19 protein-coding genes are annotated in these 18,163 nt (G+C 58.8%); 10 read left to right on the plus strand and 9 right to left on the minus strand.

Going from position 1 to position 18,163, the window contains the following annotated elements:
- Window positions 1-66: 66 nt before the first annotated feature.
- Window positions 67-588, plus strand: coding sequence for a surface lipoprotein assembly modifier (locus tag EET67_RS24060; protein ID WP_128628732.1), 522 nt, complete (start codon window positions 67-69; stop codon window positions 586-588).
- A 258-nt stretch (window positions 589-846) separates the two neighbouring features.
- Here EET67_RS24060 and EET67_RS24065 read toward each other — a convergent pair whose 3' ends face one another.
- Entirely contained in the window at window positions 847-2,331 is a 1,485-nt protein-coding gene (locus EET67_RS24065) for a DEAD/DEAH box helicase (RefSeq protein WP_165900026.1), read from the minus strand.
- A 179-nt stretch (window positions 2,332-2,510) separates the two neighbouring features.
- Complete coding sequence (locus EET67_RS24070) at window positions 2,511-3,293, minus strand: NAD kinase (protein ID WP_128628734.1); 783 nt, start codon at window positions 3,291-3,293, stop codon at window positions 2,511-2,513.
- A 204-nt stretch (window positions 3,294-3,497) separates the two neighbouring features.
- Here EET67_RS24070 and EET67_RS24075 point away from each other — a divergent pair, with 204 nt between their 5' ends.
- The 5 genes from EET67_RS24075 (at window position 3,498) to EET67_RS24095 (ending at window position 7,904) form a co-directional block, all read left to right on the plus strand.
- Window positions 3,498-3,860: a hypothetical protein gene (locus EET67_RS24075; protein ID WP_128628735.1), complete on the plus strand. Its 363-nt coding sequence runs from the start codon at window positions 3,498-3,500 to the stop codon at window positions 3,858-3,860.
- Between the two features lie 167 nt (window positions 3,861-4,027).
- On the plus strand, window positions 4,028-4,342 hold the full coding sequence (locus EET67_RS24080; RefSeq protein WP_128628748.1) for a YMGG-like glycine zipper-containing protein: 315 nt from the start codon (window positions 4,028-4,030) through the stop codon (window positions 4,340-4,342).
- Between the two features lie 269 nt (window positions 4,343-4,611).
- On the plus strand, window positions 4,612-6,144 hold the full coding sequence (locus tag EET67_RS24085; protein WP_128628736.1) for a hypothetical protein: 1,533 nt from the start codon (window positions 4,612-4,614) through the stop codon (window positions 6,142-6,144).
- Between the two features lie 390 nt (window positions 6,145-6,534).
- A complete protein-coding gene (locus EET67_RS24090) occupies window positions 6,535-7,563 on the plus strand; it encodes a hypothetical protein (protein WP_128628737.1) in 1,029 nt (342 codons plus the stop codon).
- Window positions 7,560-7,904: an STAS-like domain-containing protein gene (locus EET67_RS24095; protein WP_128628738.1), complete on the plus strand. Its 345-nt coding sequence runs from the start codon at window positions 7,560-7,562 to the stop codon at window positions 7,902-7,904. The genes EET67_RS24090 and EET67_RS24095 overlap by 4 nt, the downstream gene beginning before the upstream one ends.
- A 484-nt stretch (window positions 7,905-8,388) precedes the next feature.
- Here EET67_RS24095 and EET67_RS24100 read toward each other — a convergent pair whose 3' ends face one another.
- Window positions 8,389-8,985, minus strand: a complete 597-nt coding sequence (locus EET67_RS24100) for a hypothetical protein (RefSeq protein WP_128628739.1) — start codon at window positions 8,983-8,985, stop codon at window positions 8,389-8,391.
- A gap of 120 nt (window positions 8,986-9,105) precedes the next feature.
- Between EET67_RS24100 and EET67_RS25785 the strand changes: the two genes are divergently transcribed.
- The gene (locus EET67_RS25785; protein ID WP_165900028.1) at window positions 9,106-9,282 is read left to right on the plus strand and encodes a hypothetical protein; all 177 of its coding nucleotides are present in this window, start codon (window positions 9,106-9,108) and stop codon (window positions 9,280-9,282) included.
- Between the two features lie 585 nt (window positions 9,283-9,867).
- A complete protein-coding gene (locus EET67_RS24105; protein WP_128628740.1) occupies window positions 9,868-10,620 on the plus strand; it encodes a DUF5131 family protein in 753 nt (250 codons plus the stop codon).
- Here EET67_RS24105 and EET67_RS24110 read toward each other — a convergent pair.
- Both EET67_RS24110 and EET67_RS24115 read right to left on the minus strand, forming a co-directional pair.
- The gene (locus EET67_RS24110) at window positions 10,575-11,492 is read right to left on the minus strand and encodes a three-Cys-motif partner protein TcmP (RefSeq protein WP_128628741.1); all 918 of its coding nucleotides are present in this window, start codon (window positions 11,490-11,492) and stop codon (window positions 10,575-10,577) included. The genes EET67_RS24105 and EET67_RS24110 overlap by 46 nt on opposite strands.
- Window positions 11,493-11,635: 143 nt before the next feature.
- Complete coding sequence (locus EET67_RS24115; protein ID WP_128628742.1) at window positions 11,636-11,995, minus strand: hypothetical protein; 360 nt, start codon at window positions 11,993-11,995, stop codon at window positions 11,636-11,638.
- 733 nt (window positions 11,996-12,728) lie between these two features.
- On the opposite strand from EET67_RS24115, the gene EET67_RS26230 reads away from it, so the two are divergent.
- Complete coding sequence (locus EET67_RS26230; protein WP_245451207.1) at window positions 12,729-12,836, plus strand: excalibur calcium-binding domain-containing protein; 108 nt, start codon at window positions 12,729-12,731, stop codon at window positions 12,834-12,836.
- 317 nt (window positions 12,837-13,153) lie between these two features.
- Here EET67_RS26230 and EET67_RS24125 read toward each other — a convergent pair whose 3' ends face one another.
- The 4 genes from EET67_RS24125 to EET67_RS24140 all read right to left on the minus strand — a co-directional run bounded on the left by EET67_RS24125 (window position 13,154) and on the right by EET67_RS24140 (window position 16,788).
- Window positions 13,154-13,852 (minus strand): hypothetical protein, encoded by a 699-nt coding sequence (locus EET67_RS24125; RefSeq protein ID WP_128628744.1) that lies wholly within the window; start codon window positions 13,850-13,852, stop codon window positions 13,154-13,156.
- Window positions 13,852-14,337, minus strand: a complete 486-nt coding sequence (locus EET67_RS24130; protein ID WP_128628745.1) for a hypothetical protein — start codon at window positions 14,335-14,337, stop codon at window positions 13,852-13,854. The genes EET67_RS24125 and EET67_RS24130 overlap by 1 nt, the downstream gene beginning before the upstream one ends.
- A 272-nt stretch (window positions 14,338-14,609) precedes the next feature.
- On the minus strand, window positions 14,610-16,271 hold the full coding sequence (locus EET67_RS25920; protein ID WP_210211164.1) for a hypothetical protein: 1,662 nt from the start codon (window positions 16,269-16,271) through the stop codon (window positions 14,610-14,612).
- A 166-nt stretch (window positions 16,272-16,437) separates the two neighbouring features.
- Window positions 16,438-16,788, minus strand: coding sequence for a hypothetical protein (locus EET67_RS24140; RefSeq protein ID WP_128628746.1), 351 nt, complete (start codon window positions 16,786-16,788; stop codon window positions 16,438-16,440).
- Window positions 16,789-17,017: 229 nt separating this feature from the next.
- Here EET67_RS24140 and EET67_RS24145 point away from each other — a divergent pair, with 229 nt between their 5' ends.
- Window positions 17,018-17,398, plus strand: coding sequence for a hypothetical protein (locus EET67_RS24145; RefSeq protein WP_128628747.1), 381 nt, complete (start codon window positions 17,018-17,020; stop codon window positions 17,396-17,398).
- Window positions 17,399-18,163 lie beyond the last annotated feature (765 nt).

The following is an 18,163-nucleotide window of genomic DNA, read 5'->3' on the forward strand; positions in this document are numbered from 1 at the left end:
TCCAAAACGCAAATGCCTCCGATGAAACCGGAGGCATTTTGATGACCCCACGTTAAGGGGTCCCGTTTGGACGAAAATCACCCCTCAAACAGGGTCCTCATTCCACGAAAAATCACACCGCATACGCGTGCTTATTCGGGCGGCACATATCTCAGGCAGGATTTCCACTCGCTTTCCCATCGCGATGGCTGGACATTTCTTGGCTATGCCGGCGTTCGGCACGCCTTCTCCCCGTCGCTCGCCGTCAGCCTCACGGGTAACTTGGGCGTGGAGCGCACGCAGCGTGACTATCTCGACCATGACGATCTGCAGATCAGCGCGCAGGTTGACCGCGAATGGTCTGGTGGCCTCATCACCAGCTTTGCGCTGGGTGCGGGCGTTCATGACTATGCGGGGGAATTTCCGGGCCTGGGCGTGGCACGGCAGGACAAGATCTGGTCTGCCGGCACGACAATGATGAGCAGGACGCTGTCATTCAACGGCTTTGCGCCGCAGCTTCAATATGAATACACGCGCCAATATTCGAATGTCAGCTTTTACGACTACGACAGCCACGACATCAATGTGATCTTCACCAAGCGCTTCTGATGGCACGCAGGCGCCTGCGGTGCGGCGGGTGCTATGAACTCCTGGCAATCCCACTGCAAGTTGGCCGCGTATCAGCAGGCGGGCTCTGGGCGCCGGCTTGGAATTCGAGCATGCTTTCCATCATGCACAAGCAGAAAAGTCAGCGGCAAGTGCGCCTGAGCATTTTTTGCGCCTAAGTGGAATCACTTGGCGTCGCACGAATGCGGCAAGAACCAATAGACAGAGCAGTAGCCCGGATTTATGCGGGCGCCCGACGCTCTAGACTTTTACCGCGATGCGCATGAAGGCCGGCATGTCATCGCCGAAGCCAACCGTATTGTTGTCGTTGTCGTCATGCCGATGCCGTGCGGCGCGGTCCTGCCGGGAACGCTCCCGTCTCTCGGCATTGTCCGCCTTGATCGCTTCCTTGCGGCTATGAGAATCGTCGTTGTCGGCGGCGAAACCCTTGCCCTCGGCATCTTCCTTGCTGACGGCTTCTTCGGACCTGCCGCGGCCATGCTGTGGCTTGCGGCCATGTTCGCGTTGGCCGGCCCGTCTGCGGCGGGGTGTTTCTTCGGCATCCTCATTCACCACGAGCGTCGAAAGATCGCCGTCCAACCATTCGATTGGCTGGCCGATCAGTTTCTCGATCGCGTCGACATGCTTGATGTCCGGCTTGGCGACTATGGTGAAAGATTTGCCCGAACGGCCGGCGCGCCCCGTGCGGCCGATACGGTGCACATAGTCTTCCGCGTGGATAGGAACGTCGAAATTGAACACATGGCTGACATCGGGAATGTCGAGCCCGCGAGCAGCCACGTCGGAAGCCACCAGCAGCTTCAGCTTGCCTTCGCGGAAATTGGTCAGCATCTGCATGCGCGCGCGCTGGTCCATGTCGCCGTGCAAGGCGCCGGCATCGAACTCATACTTGATGAGTGAACGGAAGAGTTCCGACACATCAACCTTGCGGTTGCAGAAGATGATGGCGTTCTTCAGTTCTTCTTCTTCCGCCTGGATCAGATTGCGCAGGACCGCACGTTTGTCCCAAGGCTTCGAGCCGGACTTCACCAGCCGCTGGGTTATGCTGGTCGCTGTCGAGGCGGCCTTGGCGACTTCGACGCGCACCGGAGCATGCAGGAACTGTTCGGTGAGCTTGGTGATTTCCGGCGGCATGGTCGCCGAGAAGAACAGCGTCTGGCGGGTGAAGGGGATGAGCTTGCAGATGCGCTCGATATCGGGGATGAAACCCATGTCGAGCATGCGATCGGCCTCATCGATGACGAGGATTTCGACCCCGGTCAAAAGCAGCTTGCCGCGCTCGTGGTGGTCGAGCAGGCGGCCGGGGGTGGCGATCAGGACGTCGGCGCCGCGCTCAAGCTTCTTTTCCTGCTCGTCGAAGGAAACGCCGCCGATTAGCAGCGCCATGTTGAGGCGGTGATTCTTGCCATATTTGACGAAGTTTTCTTCGACCTGGGCGGCAAGCTCGCGGGTCGGCTCCAGAATGAGCGTGCGCGGCATGCGGGCCCTGGCGCGGCCCTTTTCCAGGCGCGTCAGCATCGGCAGCACGAAGGAGGCGGTCTTGCCGGTGCCGGTCTGGGCGATGCCGAGCACGTCCTTGCCTTGCAGCGCATGCGGTATGGCGCCTGCCTGGATCGGCGTCGGCGTCGTGTAGCCGGCGTCGCTGACTGCGGAGATGACCTTTGGCGACAAGCCAAGGTCTGTGAAGGTCAACGCTTCTTGAGCGGTCTGAATGTCTGAGGACAAGTGTTCTGGCTGTCTTTGGCTAATTCAATGGCGCATCACAATGGACGCGGCAGGCACCCCGCGCCTGCACGTAAGTTTACCGCGTACGACCGGCACCGGGATTTGTCAACACAACAGGCTTAAATGCTGCGTTTGTGCCTTATGGAAATTTAATGCCAGGCCGCTGTTTTCACAATAGATCAATAGAGGAATTGTTCGGTGAGTATGCGCTCCGACCATGAATGGCCCGCATCGAACAAGAGCGTTGCCGTGGCGGCGCGCGATTCCTGAACCAATACGGAGGTGACTGACTTCACTTCTGTATGGTCGGCAACGGCGTTCACCGGCCTTTTTTCATCCTCCAATATATCGAACCGCACGACCGCCTGCTTGGGCAGCAGCGCGCCACGCCAGCGACGCGGGCGGAAGGGGCTGACCGGGGTCAATGCCAGCAGCGAGGCATCCAGCGGCAGGATGGGGCCATGGGCCGAAAGATTATAGGCCGTCGAGCCCGCCGGCGTGGCGACCATTACCCCGTCGCAAATCAGCTCTTCCAGCCTGACCTTGCCATCTATGGTGATGCGGATCTTGGCAGCCTGATAGGATTGACGCAGCAATGACACTTCATTGATGGCGAGAGCGTGGACAGTTGAACCATCGGCGCTGGTGGTGTGCATTTCCAATGGCCGGATGACTTCCGCATCGGCCGCATGAAGGCGCTCGCGCAATCCCTCCTCGTGAAACTCGTTCATGAGGAAGCCGACCGTGCCGCGGTTCATCCCATAGACCTGTTTGCCCGTGCCCATGGTTTCGCGCAGCGTTTGCAACAAAAAGCCGTCGCCGCCAAGTGCAACGATCACGTCAGCCTCGGCGACAGGCGTGTTGCCGTAGCGTGCCGACAGGCGTGCGGCTGCCTCCTCTGCGTCGGGCGCGTCGGAAGAAACGAATGCGAATGTATCGCGCGCTTTCCTTGTCGCTGCCAGGGCCTTGATCCTCTCCTCGGTAACGGTGCAAATCGAGGTAGCATGCCGCCATGCCTATGCAAAGGGAGGTCGATAAGTCCAACAGGCGGGCATTCCGCAAGCTGCACGCATGCGGCCTCGTCGGGCAGTCACGCCGAGATGTTGGTGCACAGGCAACCAAAACTGAAGATGGCCGTTCACCCTGTCTAACCAAGGGAATAAGCCATGGCCAATGAACCAAAATCCACTTCTTCGAAAGCCGATGATTTGCAGAAGGCCCTCGAAGAACAGATTTACGAATTGCGTGAAGAGATTGCGAGGATAAACGAAACCGTTGCGGAGCGAAGTGCCGGCATGATCAGCAGCGCCAGGGACAAGGCATCCGAGGCGTATGTGGGCGCGGCCGATCGTGCGGCCAGGGCAACCCGGCAACTGCGCACCCAGGCCAATGCGGTCTCCGAAGTCGCTCGCGAAAACCCGGCAACCACCACCGCCGTGCTGGGCGCTGTTGGCCTGATCGGCTTCATGCTTGGGATGGTGGTGGGGCAGTCGACCACGGATACGCATCACCGCCGCTGGCACATGTAGCATGCCGATTCGCGGCAATGATTTGACCTGGCAACGCCGGCGCCTAACTTCCATCACCAAGGAAATAAATTCAGTTCGCGAAGGGCAGTTATGCCCCGCCCATGTTCCGCCTCATAACCGACGCAGTGTGCATCGGCACAAACCAAGGAGAGGACTTTCTCATGATGATGCGTAAGACGATAGCGGTCTCGGCCGCACTGCTTGCCCTTGCATTGGCAGGGTGCGCGCAAACCGAGCAGCAGCAGCGGACCGGGACAGGTGCCTTGATCGGCGGTGCTGGCGGAGCGCTCGTCGGCCAGGCGATCGGCGGCAACACCCAGAGCACCGTCATTGGTGCCGCCAGCGGTGCGCTGCTGGGGGCCGTGGTTGGATCGGCCACGACCCCGCAGAGACGCGGCGAAGAGATGTGCCGCTATCGCGCGCCTGATGGCCGCATCTACGTGGCGCGTTGCGACGACCGCTATTACAGCGGCAATTATTGATCGGTGAAACTGCCGGGTTTGTCTGATGCGGCGAACCCGGTGACAGGGCGCTGGTCCCGGATTGGCCCGTGTGGCAGGGGTAGTCTCCCTGCTGCGTTTGGCGGTTTATGCGGACCGCCAAACGGCGGAGTTTCGACCAGTCAGGCCCTCCATTTGAAGGAGCTGACGCCATAAGATCGAAATTGTCGCACCGCCCGGAGAACATATAGGCTGCGAACGGACTGCATCTTGGGGGCAGGGGATCGGACCGGTCAACTGCAGGGGCGACAATGCGCAGAGTCCGATTTTCGCCATCTACCATATCCGCTCTTTTGGCCGTGCTGCTTGGCCTTGGCCTGGTTGGGTACGCAGCTGCCGAGGATGGCTCGCAAGAGCCCAGGCCGGATTTTTCTGCAGCGTGGGCTGCGCAATTGAATTCCTGTGCGGTGCTCGATGCGCTCTGCATTTTCCAGGCGCATGAACGTCTTGCGGCTGATTCTTCCCAGCTTGTGCCTGATAACAACAACTGGCGGGTTGCGCTGCTGATGCTGCGGGATCAGGACGAGGAGGTCTACTTGAAGGCCGATACTCTGGTTGCGGCCCGCATTGCAGCATCGACCGATCCGATCGAGACGCTGGGGTTCATCAATTCACGAGGTTTTTCTCTCTTTCAGGGAGGTCGGACGGAGGCCGCGATGAAGACGTTGCGCCAGGCAGCCTCCTTGGCGCTGGAGCAGCCTCCCTCGAAAGAGCGTGAAGACAAGATCGCTTCCATCGTTGCCTCGATGGTCCTTATTCCCGCCCTGATGCCGGAGGCTGTTGATCTGACAAGGCAGATACAATTTCCCGATCAGCGTCTCACGGCCCTTTGCGACATCGCTCTGGCCTATGCGCGCATCCCGGATGCCGATGCAGCGAACCGCGTTTACGCGGAAATCATGGCTCAGCTTATGGATCCGCCGGAGATGCCCACATGGCGCTCCCGTTTGTCGGTAAGGGTGGCGTTGAAGGGCGGCAAGCGAGAAAGCGAGGTTGACACCCTGATCCGGCGATGGGAGTCCAACCCGGGCGGCACCGGAGATCCTTGGGCCTCGGATACCGAAGAAACGGAAGACTTCCTGGATGATTTGAAATCCATGAAGCGCGAAATGGTTATCGCCCGTGGCGGGTTTCCCTCGCAGGGTACGCCGATTGAGCCTCGCTGGCTGATGGGCCCGATATATCTGGTGGTTTCGGAACTGGTCGAGGCCGGCCAGTTCGACATCGCCGAGCAGTACTTCCAAAGCTGGACGGCGACCAAGGATGAGGACGATTACGTTACCTATTATGCAAATATCGCCCAGGCACACATGACGCGAGGCGAATACGACCAGGTGCTGCCGGCCATCAAGGCCATGTTCGAAAATGCTTTGAAGGAGCAGGCCGCCAGAGATTCTCCCCGGAAACGTCCGCTGCGGATCGGCGCGGTGCTGGCCGATGCGGTAGTCCACAGGCAGGAATTGGGGCTGGATGATTCAACCGCCAAAACCCTGCAATCTGCTGCATGCGAAACGCTGAACAGCCCGATGCGATGGGCGGTGCCGGCACTTCGGACCGCGCCGACCGAATGGGTGGAATCGTTCTACGACAAACCGGCAACCTTGATACGATCGACGTTGGAAAGTCTTTTCAAATCCAATTGCAACGAGTTGTGGCTTGGTTGGGTCGCAGATCCCAGATTGGCAGAATATGCCTCAGACAGTCTGATAGGCGCACTGACTGAGTTGCGACGCCAGGAATCTCAAAGGCGTAAACCAGCCCCAGTAGTCGGACAAGAACGATAACAAAAGTTGGAACTCCGCATCGATGGAGTTGGAACTCTTGTCAGAAATGTCCGCTAAATTATTGATTTTGGCGATCCCGGCAGGATGCCAAATCCGCCGGTAATGATCTGATTTCTCAGCGCAAATTCTTGGCGCAACCCGCTTGATACCAAAAGAAATACCAAGAAAAACCTAACCCTCCGTGTGAAGCCGATTGACGCCATTACCACGCCGCGCAACTGATTGGCTGAGGTTGCGAAAGCGAGGGGCGAATTGAAAAGGTTGGATTACCGACGTCGCAAGTGGTTCCACCACAGGGCCGCAGGCGAGGCAAGGAAGAGGAGAAGGCGACAGATTATTGTAGCGCCAATCCATATTCGAATTTGGGACGGTGAGGACGTCCTGTCAGCCGTGTCGGAAAAGGCACCGTCGTATCCGCCGGAAATCATGTGTTTCGAACGGAATCTGGATCAAACTGCCGGTTTTCTCGCGCGGCTTCGACGACGGCTGCTGTCGGTCGGTCCCAGGCCGTCTTGGACAAGAAATAAAAATGGTACGCCTCGCCTGCGCAGCTATCTCGACTTTGCCCGAATAGAGGAAATCTCCACCTCATGCGCCTTGGTGCTTGCTGCTGAGTACGAGCGAATTGGGAAGATAATAGGAAGCCCCCCGCCAGTCGTAAATCTCGATGAGTGGAACGAGCCTGTCTTTTTTCGTCTTTGGCAACTTGGTTTTTTCCCATTGCTCGGACTAACGGAAAGCAACCTAGCGGACCAGGTCACTGAAGACGAGAACTCTATGACATTACGGTTTTTCAGTGGGGCCAACGCCGAGGAGACCGAGCAAGCAGATCGAATGCTTCAAAGGCTGGCAAAGTTCATCGATCCCGAAAACTCGCTGCCTGATGACATTGCCATTCCTCTCAATTCGGCGCTGTCGGAAGCGATGGTCAACGTTGGAATGCATGCTTATCCAGAAAATTATCCCTTTCCGTTTAGACATATCGGCCGATGGTGGCTTTCCGGCTCGGCCAATCGAAAAAGCCGAACGCTAACGGTCGCCATATATGATCAGGGAGCGACTATTCCGGTCACCTACCGAGAGCTTGCAACCGCAGCGAAAGTTCGAGCGTTTCTGGCCGAGAATTGGCCGTTGAAGGACAATCACGTTTTTGCTGCTGATGCGGTGCATATAGAGGCCGCAATGAAATACGGGAACACTCAGTCGCAAAAGCCAAACCGCGGAAAAGGTTTACCTCAGATGCAAGAGGCCATCGATGTATGCGGTAACGACCGACTTATGATATTGAGCCGTGGAGGCAGGTACATATATCACAGCGCGAAGAAAACCGAGCGCTCGACGTTTCATAGTTCGATTGGGGGAACGCTCATTGAATGGACAGTCACGCTTCCATCGCACTTACCGAGACCGCTACAATGAAGATTTCCATTTCTAGAGATTTTTCTCCGTATCCGGCAGGCCGGACAATTAAGGATGGGCCTAACAACGGCACTCGCTTCCGCACCGAATTTTTGGTCCCCGCCTTGCAAAAGAGTGTAACAAGCGGGGAAAAAGTGATTGTTGATTTCGACGAGGTTCGGAGTTTTGGCACTTCTTTCTTAGAAGAAGCCTTTGGGGGATTGGTCCGAGTCGAAGGGTTCGACAAGAAAGAGTTAATGTCTCGCCTAGAGATCGAGGCACTTAAGCCAGTCTATCAGACATACAAGAGGCTTGCTTTCAAGTACATATCCGATGCAAAGCCGGATAAGAAAGCAAGTTAGCTTTATTTTTGCGAGTGAGTGTTGGACCTTTTTTGGAAGATATTCCCAAGCGTATTTTCTTTCTTTTTGGGGGCATTATACCAATCGTATCGGGCGTCGTCGTCCGAAGCGGTTGCACAAATCAACGACCTGATTGCGGAAACCCGCGCTGCACAGGAACTCGGAACCGAATATTGGACGGCTGCTAGGTCGGACAAAGACGACCTTCTTCAAGTGAAGCTACGCGGCTCTTGTTTTATGATTGCAAAATTCGTAGCGAGTTCACCGGACCTAATGAGGCGTCAACAAAAGTCGCTTGAGGACCGGACAGACGAGTTGATAGACCTGCTCACCGGAGGAGCTTTTGAAACAGCCGACCGGAAAGCAGATTTCGAACGAGCAATTCAAATACGAGACCGGAGTTCAGACATTGTGGTCCTGGCACGGAATGCCCGCTTAGAAGCGGTAGCGATTAGCTCTATTTATCGAGATTTTGCCGTTCCGCTTAATCGGATATGGAAGCGCGTTCAAAAGAGGTATCGGCTTTTTTAGACGGGCGTTCCTTCGCTTCGAGCGCACTCACCGCCAAGTTTCTATATCTATCGAGTGCTTTGGGGCTGCTGGAATAGGGCTTGATCTCGATCGCCTTCAAGGCGGCCACGTCGCCGGCCTCGACCAGCGCCACGATCTCGGCGAGCTTGCCGCGGAAACGCCTATGCGTCTCGGCGCTGAAATCCGGCACCAGCGGCAGGATGCCCTTGGCGGCATTCTCGGCGATCTCGGCGCGTCGACCCTTGGGTCGCGCGCCTGAGTCCTTGCTGGCGGCCCTGCGCGGCGCCGTGGCGGCTTCCTTGCGCGCCTGGGCGATCATAGCCGCCGGCACATGCACTGTCATCTTGTCGGGCGTCACGGCATAGATCATCGGCTTCCTGCCGCCGGGCGTGTTGCCGAGCTTGTCGGCCGCGCGGATTGCCGCGGCCAGCGTCTTTGCCCGCTTGGTGATCTTGTCATGCGGGCCGGATCGCAGATGGACCGTGAAATGCGTCGCGGTGGCGATCTTCTCGATATCGGAAAGGTCGGCAGGGTGCAGGTTGAGTGCCATGGGAACCTCCGTGATGAACACGGCTGGTCCAGTTATGCCGATGGGTGGAAAGAGCAACTCTTGCCGTTGCTGCGCCGCGCTGGCGGGAATACCTTACTCTGCGGGCAGAAGGAGGTCGGCATGGAGCAGAAGGTCAATGTTTGGGATCGACCGCAGACGGTCGAGGTCTATCAGAAATCGAAAACAGTCTGGATCGCGGTGGGCGATTACATGGGGCAGCGCATCGAGGTGAAGGGGTCCAGCCGAACTTCGGCGTTGGCGCACTGGCGAGAAGCTGCTCGATACAAAGGCGGCTGATCGACGAGAACCTCTGCCGTGCCGAGCTTTCCCCGGCCGACCGGGCAAGGCAGACGGCCAGGCGCAAGGCTATCTATGAGGAACTGAACCCGGAGACGAAGCACGGCGAGTTCCATGGCAATCAGCACGCCGATGGTAGTCGCCAACTTGGCGACCACCCACCAGCCGACCGCTTCACCACCGACACCGCCCGCCTGACCGGCCTATCGCAACTGGCCGGCGCTTGGCGTGGGGGCTTGGGGTCGCGCCGGCCAGTGCAGTGTCCCTTGCGGGTTCACCCGCAGCGAGAATGACATAGGCATTGGCCATGCGACAGCGCGCTCTTGGATGGAGCATCATCATCAGAACGAACAAGGCCGGTCATAGACCGGCCCTGTGGCCTCACCCTGCGCGTACATCCGGCGTCAGGGGAAGCGGTTGGCATCAATATGAGGTCGCCGTCTGTGGAAAGCAAGCCAGGCCAAAAACAGCACAGGCGAGGCTTAGCACACAAGGTCCTGATGTGAACAAATTCCTAGTGAAATCTTATCGACGCGTTTACCATATTTGGCGCACTCTCTCACCGGATCAAAGGGACGGGTGGACATGGCCGAGACATCGATCGAATGGACTGATGCGACTTGGAATCCGGTCGCCGGATGCACGATTCTCACGGCGGGCTGCACCAACTGCTATGCTATGCGTATGGCCGCTCGCTTAGAGGCAATGGGTGTCGAGAAATATGCCGGGCTTACGCGCAAGAGCGGCGGCCGGGCAAAATGGACTGGCAAAATCAGACTGGATCACGCCTCTCTCCAAATGCCAGCATCATGGAAGAAGCCGCGGCGGGTTTTCGTCAACTCGATGTCTGACCTTTTCCATACTGATGTGCCGTCGGACTTCATCCATGAGGTTTGGCAGGTAATGGAAGCGACGCCGCGCCACACATACCAAATTCTGACAAAGCGCCCCGATCGGATGGCTGACATCCTTTCAGAGGACAGTTTCAAAGTCCTGCCGAATGTTTGGCTTGGAACCAGCGTCGAGGATAGCCGTGTGCTGCATCGCCTTGATGAGCTACGAGCCGTACCGGCGGCAATCAGGTTCGTCTCGTATGAGCCGTTGATCGGCTCGGTCGCAGGCGGCAATCTGCATGGTATCCACTGGGCAATCGTTGGAGGGGAGAGCGGCCCGAACGCGCGCCCGATGGACCCAAAATGGATCGACGAGATTTTCGATCAATGCACCGATGCCGATGCCGCTTTCTTTTTCAAGCAATGGGGCGGGAAAAACAAGAAGGCGACCGGCCGAACCTATCGCGACCGCTTATGGGACAACCTTCCGGAATTGAGAATATAGGAAGCGATCTCCGTCGCAAGCCTCACAGCAGGTTCGCTGGTATTTGACACCGCAAAAAAGAGTGAGGCGAGCGGTGCGCCATTTCGATGATGTAGTCGAATTGGATCAAGCACGGCACCCTTGAACGCCGTTTGGAGCCGTTCCTTGACGTAGACCTCGATCGCGTCAACGTCAGCTCGGCGAACAGCTTCGATCGAGGTCTCGAATATATCATTTGGCAGTACCTCATGCTGGTACCAACGGTGCCGCCAATCTGTAGCACCGAGCACCCGATCTAAGGCGGCTTGCTTTGAAGCATCAAGCTTTGCTGGATCGTGTGGAGCATTTCGATAGAGGCCCGATAGCGGGAAGAAATACCAACAGTCCAGGGCCTCCGTTTGCGCAATTGCCTCGACGGTCGCCCATGAGACCTCCATCCCATATGGATCAAGGAAGATCACACCACGGATGCCTCGTCTGTCGGCCTTCCTTTTTCGCCAATGTGTGTTGGCGCAAAGTCGCTGGACATAGGTATTTGCGTCGCCCTTCCGAAGAACGATCCCCCGATTTGGGTAGTCTGCCGCGAGTTTTTCTAACTCCGAAAACCGAGGTGCATCTTGCTCGATAAGAACTATCGAATCGAGTGGGGGATCGGTTTCGAGTGCAATCAATGCGCTGCCAGGCGTAGTGATTTCTTCTGGTTCCGTGTGCTCTGGGCCAAATAGCGGTAGTGCCGGTCGGACCTCTGTGCGCGTGCCTGACCCAGCAAACGCGTCGACATACACGCAGGAAAATTGCTGATTGCGCAGAGCTATTGAGAAGGCCCGCAAATATTCCTGTAAGCAGCGCAGCTTCTTCGCTGTATCGGGTCCCCCGAAAATGTGATTCGCCAACGTGATTCTCCCCAACGCCCTCCCTATCAAAGCGCGAATGCTTCACCTCGTCCATAACAACTGCGGAACAGCAACGGGCGCGCCATGAGCGCGCCCGTAATAACTGCTGTGTAAAGGTTCAGCGGCTGCCTGGGCGGGCTGCTTCAGGCAGCATCGCGAAAATCCTCGGCGTCGGGCGCTGCCGGCGTCAGGGCAGCAATAATGTCGGGAATGTCGAGGTCTTCGGCATCCCACCATATGAACGCGCGATCCTTCGCCATGAACTCGGCCTTGCGGCGTACCTCGTCGAGTGTGAGGGGCCGGTGGGCAAGCAGCGCACGGCGAGTTTCCAGGAGCTTGGCATAAAGCGGCTCTTGCACATCAGCCAGTTCATCTTGGTCGTCGATCTCGAATGCGGCCTCATAGGGCTGCATGAGCGCTTCATGCATGGCGATCAGGACTTCGAGATCATTGGCGGCCGTGGTTGCCTGGTCGGGGAACGCGTTCGTGGTGATGATATTCATGGGAAAGCTCCGTTGCTTGAGATTATTCAGGATTGAGACGAAGGGTCTCACTTAACGGGAAGCCGCCGGGTTTTTAGGCCCGGCGGCTCGGCCTCAAGCAAAGAAGCCATGCGGTGCATCGCATCGCCACGTTGCGGAGATTCGCAGGGAATGCAACTCCGATGTCCGGCAAATGTCCGCCTGCCGATTTTTTAAGAGACTGAAATCGTGGAGAAAATCACGGAGGCGGACATGGCAATGTCCGCTTTGTCCGGTTGGCATGTCCGCTTCGGAAGGACCGGGGAAACGCTCACGCATGCGTGCGCAGTATGTGGTTACTCTCTTATCGGGAGTGACGTGCATCGTAAGTGAGGAACCTCGTCTGTCAATCTCGAAGTGAGTGCGGCGCGCTCCGCGCGCGCCGCCTCTCGGTGAGCTCGTTAAAGTTTGATGATCGAGATCAATTGGTCATTGGTCGGTGGGTGGTTACCATCAGGGCATGGGCGGCGAACTTCACTCATTTCCGCGGCAGCCTCCTGATCGCGAAACACATCTGCGAAAGATCAACCGGCGATTCGCAGGGGTATCGCGACGAGTGGATCGGCGCAGGGAACGTCGCTGGTATCTTCGAAATTGGAAGCTGATCGCGGCGGTGCTGGCATTCGCCGGCATATGCGGCTGGTCGATCGCCGAGACGGATGTTCGGTCGGTATCGGGTGGCGTGCGGCATGTCCTGGCGGCGCCGAACTGCTCAATGACTAGACTTGTGGGTTTGGCGCCGGCATTGCGCGGCCAGCCAGGCTACTGGCGATCTAATGATGCTGATCACGATGGCATCGCCTGCGAGCCGTGGCCGCGATAATACCGGCCGGGTTTCGCCACAGGCGGCGCACAGCGCGCGTTCGTAAGTTTCTGGCATGGGAAGGGCGGCGAAGCCTTGTAGCGCGCCAGCGGGCGCGGTATTGGCGGACTATGCTTGATAGGAATGTTTGCCTCGATGGCGTTTGGTCCCCCGATCTTGTCGGCGAGACCCTGATCGACGCTGGATGGCTGGCTATCGTGTCCGAAGGAAGGGTAGGGCCGGCACAAGTTCGCAGCCTCATGCCGATGGTGCAGATATCAGGGCCGGAACGGCTGGCGGCTGGTTGGGATTTCGCGATCACACCAGACGAGGAAGAATTAACACGCAGGCGGCGGCGCAGCCTGTCGCCGTCGCGTGTCTCCTTCCTGCTCCGGGCAATGGAGTGGCCGACCACCTATCTTTCGGCAGAGCCGGGCGCGGCAAGGCTCCTGCAATTGTGGGTGGCCTGCAAGACCAGCCGGCGGCGCTACAGCACTGAATTGCAGCGGCGTGGCTTGGCGAGGGCCACTGCCTACCGAAAGCGGGACAAGGCGCTGTCGATGATATCGGTCGGCCTCGATCGGGATGGTGTCAGGAAGATGGCTGACTGATCGCCTGCGCGATCGCCTCGGCGCCTTCGCGCGGATCGTCAGCTTCACCATAGCGGTGTCTGCATCCACATAGGCGGCAACAGTCGTCTTGCTCTTTGCAACCACACCAACGACCTGACCGGCGATCTCACGATAGGGCTTACCGCTGACAGGCGCCTGCTCGTCGCGCGGCGTGACGATCTCGATATCAAACCGGCCCATTTTCGAGGCGTGGACCTTGATATAGCCGCGCTCTGCAAGGCGCTGAACATTCTCTTGGACATAGCGCGACGATACCTGCGCCGCGGCGGCTAGCGCCGCTGTGCGGGCACGCAGGCGGCCATTCCCATCGGCCATTGCCGCCACCGCCATAGCGAAGCGGGCGATCGCGTTGGGGATTTTGTGGTCACCGGCGATTTCGCCGAGCCATGAAATATGCGGGTGCATCAGTCGTCGTCCTCCGGTTCGGGTTCGTCCTGGCCGGTCGCCAGGCGCTGCCGGCCGATGGCGAGGTCGCGTTCAAGGCGACGCACATCAACAGCGACGATGGCGTCAAGGCGGCGGCGCTCTGCAAGGTTTCTCGTCATGCGCTCGGGCAGGCTGCGCAGTGAATCGACATAGACGCTGGCGACGTGGTCGTAGGCATCGAGGGCTTCGTCCATGGCGATCAGGTGGCGATCTTCCCGCGCCATGCGGCGCTCGATCGCGGCCAGCTTTGCGTCCGTGAGCGAGCTGGACGCGGCCTGCTCTGCTTTCTGGCGGCGATCATCGCGATAGCGAAAATAACCTTGCACCACCGCGACGAGCGGGTAGCGGCCGTGAGCGATCGGCTGAAAATAGCCGGCCTTGGATAGCTGACGGACCCGCTCGTCGGAGATCATGAGCAACCGCGCGGCCTGCTGCAATGTGATGGTGCCGGCGGATGCGTTCATGGGATCAGGAATACTTCTGTTCTGCGGGTTTCAGCGGTTTCAAATCCAAATGGCTTTTTCAAAAATCAAAAAATGCGGAAATTCGGCAGTGCCGCGCCCCCGCCCCCCTGCCGTGCCCGCCGAAAGGGACCCAGACCGGGGGGGAGGGGCAGGACGGCGGTGAGCCGCCGCCCTGCATCTGCGCGGGAAGCCACCGCGCGTCCTCGCCGGGACACAGGAGCCCGGCGGGGGTTCATTCAGGTCATAAGCCAACGGCATTCTTCGAGCCATTTTCAGATGACCTCGTAGTCGAATGAAAAGGAGAATATTACCTCGGTCGTCACCTCGGATGCGAAAACCAGAATGGCGCGATCATTCGCGGCATCGCCTCTGATTTCGCCCCCTCGCTGCGCGTTCGCTGATGTGGCTACGCCCCGGCAATCAACGGAAACCCCGAGATTGGAGGCGACGGGCAACGACATGCTTAAGACCGAGGTAGTATTAGCCCCGGCGGTTGCTGTTAGAGTAACCGCACCCCAGCAGTGCACTCTTTTACCTACCCGTTCATAGTGACAAAACGCGGCAGACGAGGCGGATATGTTTGTCGTGTGGGTCAGCGTCGGCGTCCATATGCCTTGCTCGATCAGGTCGATCAGGGTGCCGGAAGCCCCGACCTGAACACCGCCGCCGAAATATGAAGGCGTCGTTCCAGCGGCATAGAACGCCCAATTCGCATTGGTTCCCTTTGTTAGCGGAGCGACGTAGACCCCGTAGTTGTTGGTGACGGCTCCTGCGCCGGTCGGATTGCCGGCCCAAATTCCATAGTGATTGACGACCGTCCCTGCGGTGATGTTTAGGGCCGTGAACAGCCCGAAGATTTGCTGGATCGTTCCTGTTGATTTGTAGACCGGCGCGGATTGGAACGCAGCGTAATGGTCAAAGTTATTGGTGCCGTCGATCTCACACCGCGCATCAAAGGAGTTGTAGGCAGTGTCGCCGCCGCGCTGATAACTTGAGCTATCGCTGAATGCGTGGGCGTTGCCGGTTCCTGTCGTGATCAGGCGAGAGATCAGAATTTGGGCATCGACAGAGTTACTGACATCGCGGTCGCCGACATGAACGGGAGCCTTTTGCAGCGTCCCGCCGACAGACAGGCCGGCGAACGCTGGCTTATCGGCGGAACCGACGCCCAAGTTGCTGCGACCCTGTTCTTTTTGGGTAGTATTCAGCGACTGCACGGCATCGATGCGCAAACGGTTCCCAAGTGAAGTCAGGATGTCGGTGATCTGCGCAGGGTTGTCATGGAGCGCCTGGGCGATCTCGTCCAGCGTATCCAATGTCGCGGGGGCTGCGCCTACGAGCGCATCAATCGCTGCCTTCACAAACGCGGCGGTAGCGATCTGCGTAGTGTTCGTGCCAGGCGCAGCGGTTGGTGCTGTGGGAATGCCTGTAAACGCAGGGCTTATCTTCATTTCCGCCAACAGCAACGCAAGCTCGCTAGTTGCACCTTGCAGGTCGTCGGCCGTGAGATTTGTCCCCGCCGGATCGAAATAGACATTGCTCGCGAAAGGGGTGAACCTGATTTTCTGTGCGTCGTTGATGTCCGCGACCAGCCCGCCAGGCCCAATATAAAGCCCGGCGCCGGCCGGCTTGTCGCCGGTGCCGCCGACCCAATCGACCAGGCGAATGACGACGGACGACCCCGATTCCTCGATCGTCAGGATTGGTGACCAGCCGGATTGACCCTGCGGCCCGCGAATCGAGCGACCGACCGGCCATCCCCCGGAAGTTTTCTTGCCATAAATCAGGACATCGCCATTGTCGTCAAAACGCAGGGCCATATCGCCGATAGCGCCTTCCTCGACACCGGGTGCAATATTGGTCTTCTCGATGATCTGGCTTCCGGCCGGACCTCTCGCGCCAAGTTGCGGGATGCGAACGGTATAGGTGGTCATTTCTGCGTTTCCGAGATTGCGTTAGGCCCGCGGTTGGTTTCGGCCGCCTGAAGGCGGTGGCGGGCGAGGATCGAGGACATGCGCGGCGTCTTCGATCAGTAGCGAATGACAATGCCAAGATGGCGCAGTGCTTGGGTCGCCAGCGTCTTCTGTCGATGGCAGGTGGTCACGACACGAACACTACATCGGTCGCAGCCTGCGGGGCCTGCGGCGTGATCTCGGTTTTCACTGCACCGGCAACCGTGGGCAGGCTGGCGATGATGCTGCTCCACCCATGGTTCGCGTCGGCTGTATCGTCGGGCTGCGCCGATGCGGCAAGTGGATCAGCGTCGCCGCCTTCGGGGCGCGGCGCCCACTTCGCCGTGGCCTGCTCGGCAAGAGCAGCTTGGTCGACGACCTGTGCTGCAAAGTCCGGCGCGGCCTTGGCTGGTACATCTGCGGCAGTCGGAGCCGCTGTCTGCCCCGCCGGCTGGTTGTCGGCCATCAGGCGGCGCATGGTGGTCAAGTGGCTGCTCATGAAAAGACCTCCTGAATTTCGAGCACAGGACGGGGATCGCAATCTCGACGGCGCGTAATCGTGGTGCCCTCGGCTGCCGCCTGGCAAATGAAAGATTCTTCCTGGAACGCGAGGTCGAGCTTCCGGTCGAGAAGGGTAGAGAACGCGGCACCCGCTGGTCGTCAGTCATGGCGCCATCGAGATCGAGCGCGTCCACCTCTGCGTGTAGGCGCTGAACTATCCGATCGCGATGGAGCCAAGCAAGGAAGGGCGCAGCACCATCGGAAACCGGCCGGCCTTCGACAGCGCGGATGCGCAGCACGGACGAAAGACCAGCCGGGTCGCCGACACGCTCATCCGGCCGAATGATAGGGCGGCCAGCGGAGGCAAGGGCATTCACCTGCGCCGTGATGCGCGCTTTCAATTCGCCCGCCGGCATCGGTGCATCCTCCGCCTGCTGCCACGCGTCGTCGCAGGCGGCGATCTGCTGGCGGACGCGATTGACAGCCTGGCGGTGGGTCTCGCCGCGCTGCAATTTGGAGGCCGGAAGCGGCTGATGCGCCAGACGGCCACCGCGGCCGACATACATTTCGAGCCAACGAACCAGTTCGGGAAGGAAGGCAAATTTTGACCATTCCGCCTCGGCCGCCTCGCGCGCGGAATCAGCGCGATCTACACGCTCCTGTGCCATCTGGACTCGATCGTCGAGCCGCTCTGCGTCCTCGTCGGTCAAGGCGCAGCGGTTTGATGAGAGCATAGCTTCATCAGCGGTCAGGGAAAATCCGATTCGGCGCGTGGCTTGGCTGGCTGCTGCTTCCTGGCTGGAGGTGATAATCTTGACCCGTGCAAGGTCGGCCCGCTCGTCATTCAAGCGGTTCCATGCCGCCAGCAAGGCTTCATGAGCGCGCAGGCTTGCGTCGCACAGGAGCCGAATTTTCTCGCGGCTCTTGGTGGGTAGGTGCTCGAAAAGCTGTCGATGATCTTCGTAGTCCATGATCGTCTCCGATTCCGCGGAGACGATAGGCCGCGCGCTGATCGCGCGGCCATTGAGCAAATTTTATCAAATTTGATCAGGCGCCTTCGGATAATGGCGCCCTGAGAGAAGCCGAGCGCGGTTGACCCACCATGTGCCGCCGATCTGGATGGCTATGTGCTCATCGGCGATACGCCGGTAGATCGTGACCGGAGCGTTGTCCGCGAGATGGGCAGCCGTCTTGACTGAAACCCAGGTCCCGTCATGCAGGTCAATGGTTCTCGGATCAGGCGGCCATGCTTCCTCTAGCCTGAAAAATTCATGGGGGTTGGCGGATGTGGTGCAAGCCGTTGAAATGACGTAGGATTTGGTTGCTTACGCCGATCCGCGCCGTTTCCCGGAGGCCACACCCGCCATGAATAA

The organism is Borborobacter arsenicus, from assembly GCF_003934165.1.
GTDB classification, from domain to species: Bacteria; Pseudomonadota; Alphaproteobacteria; order Rhizobiales; family Rhizobiaceae; genus Pseudaminobacter; species Pseudaminobacter arsenicus.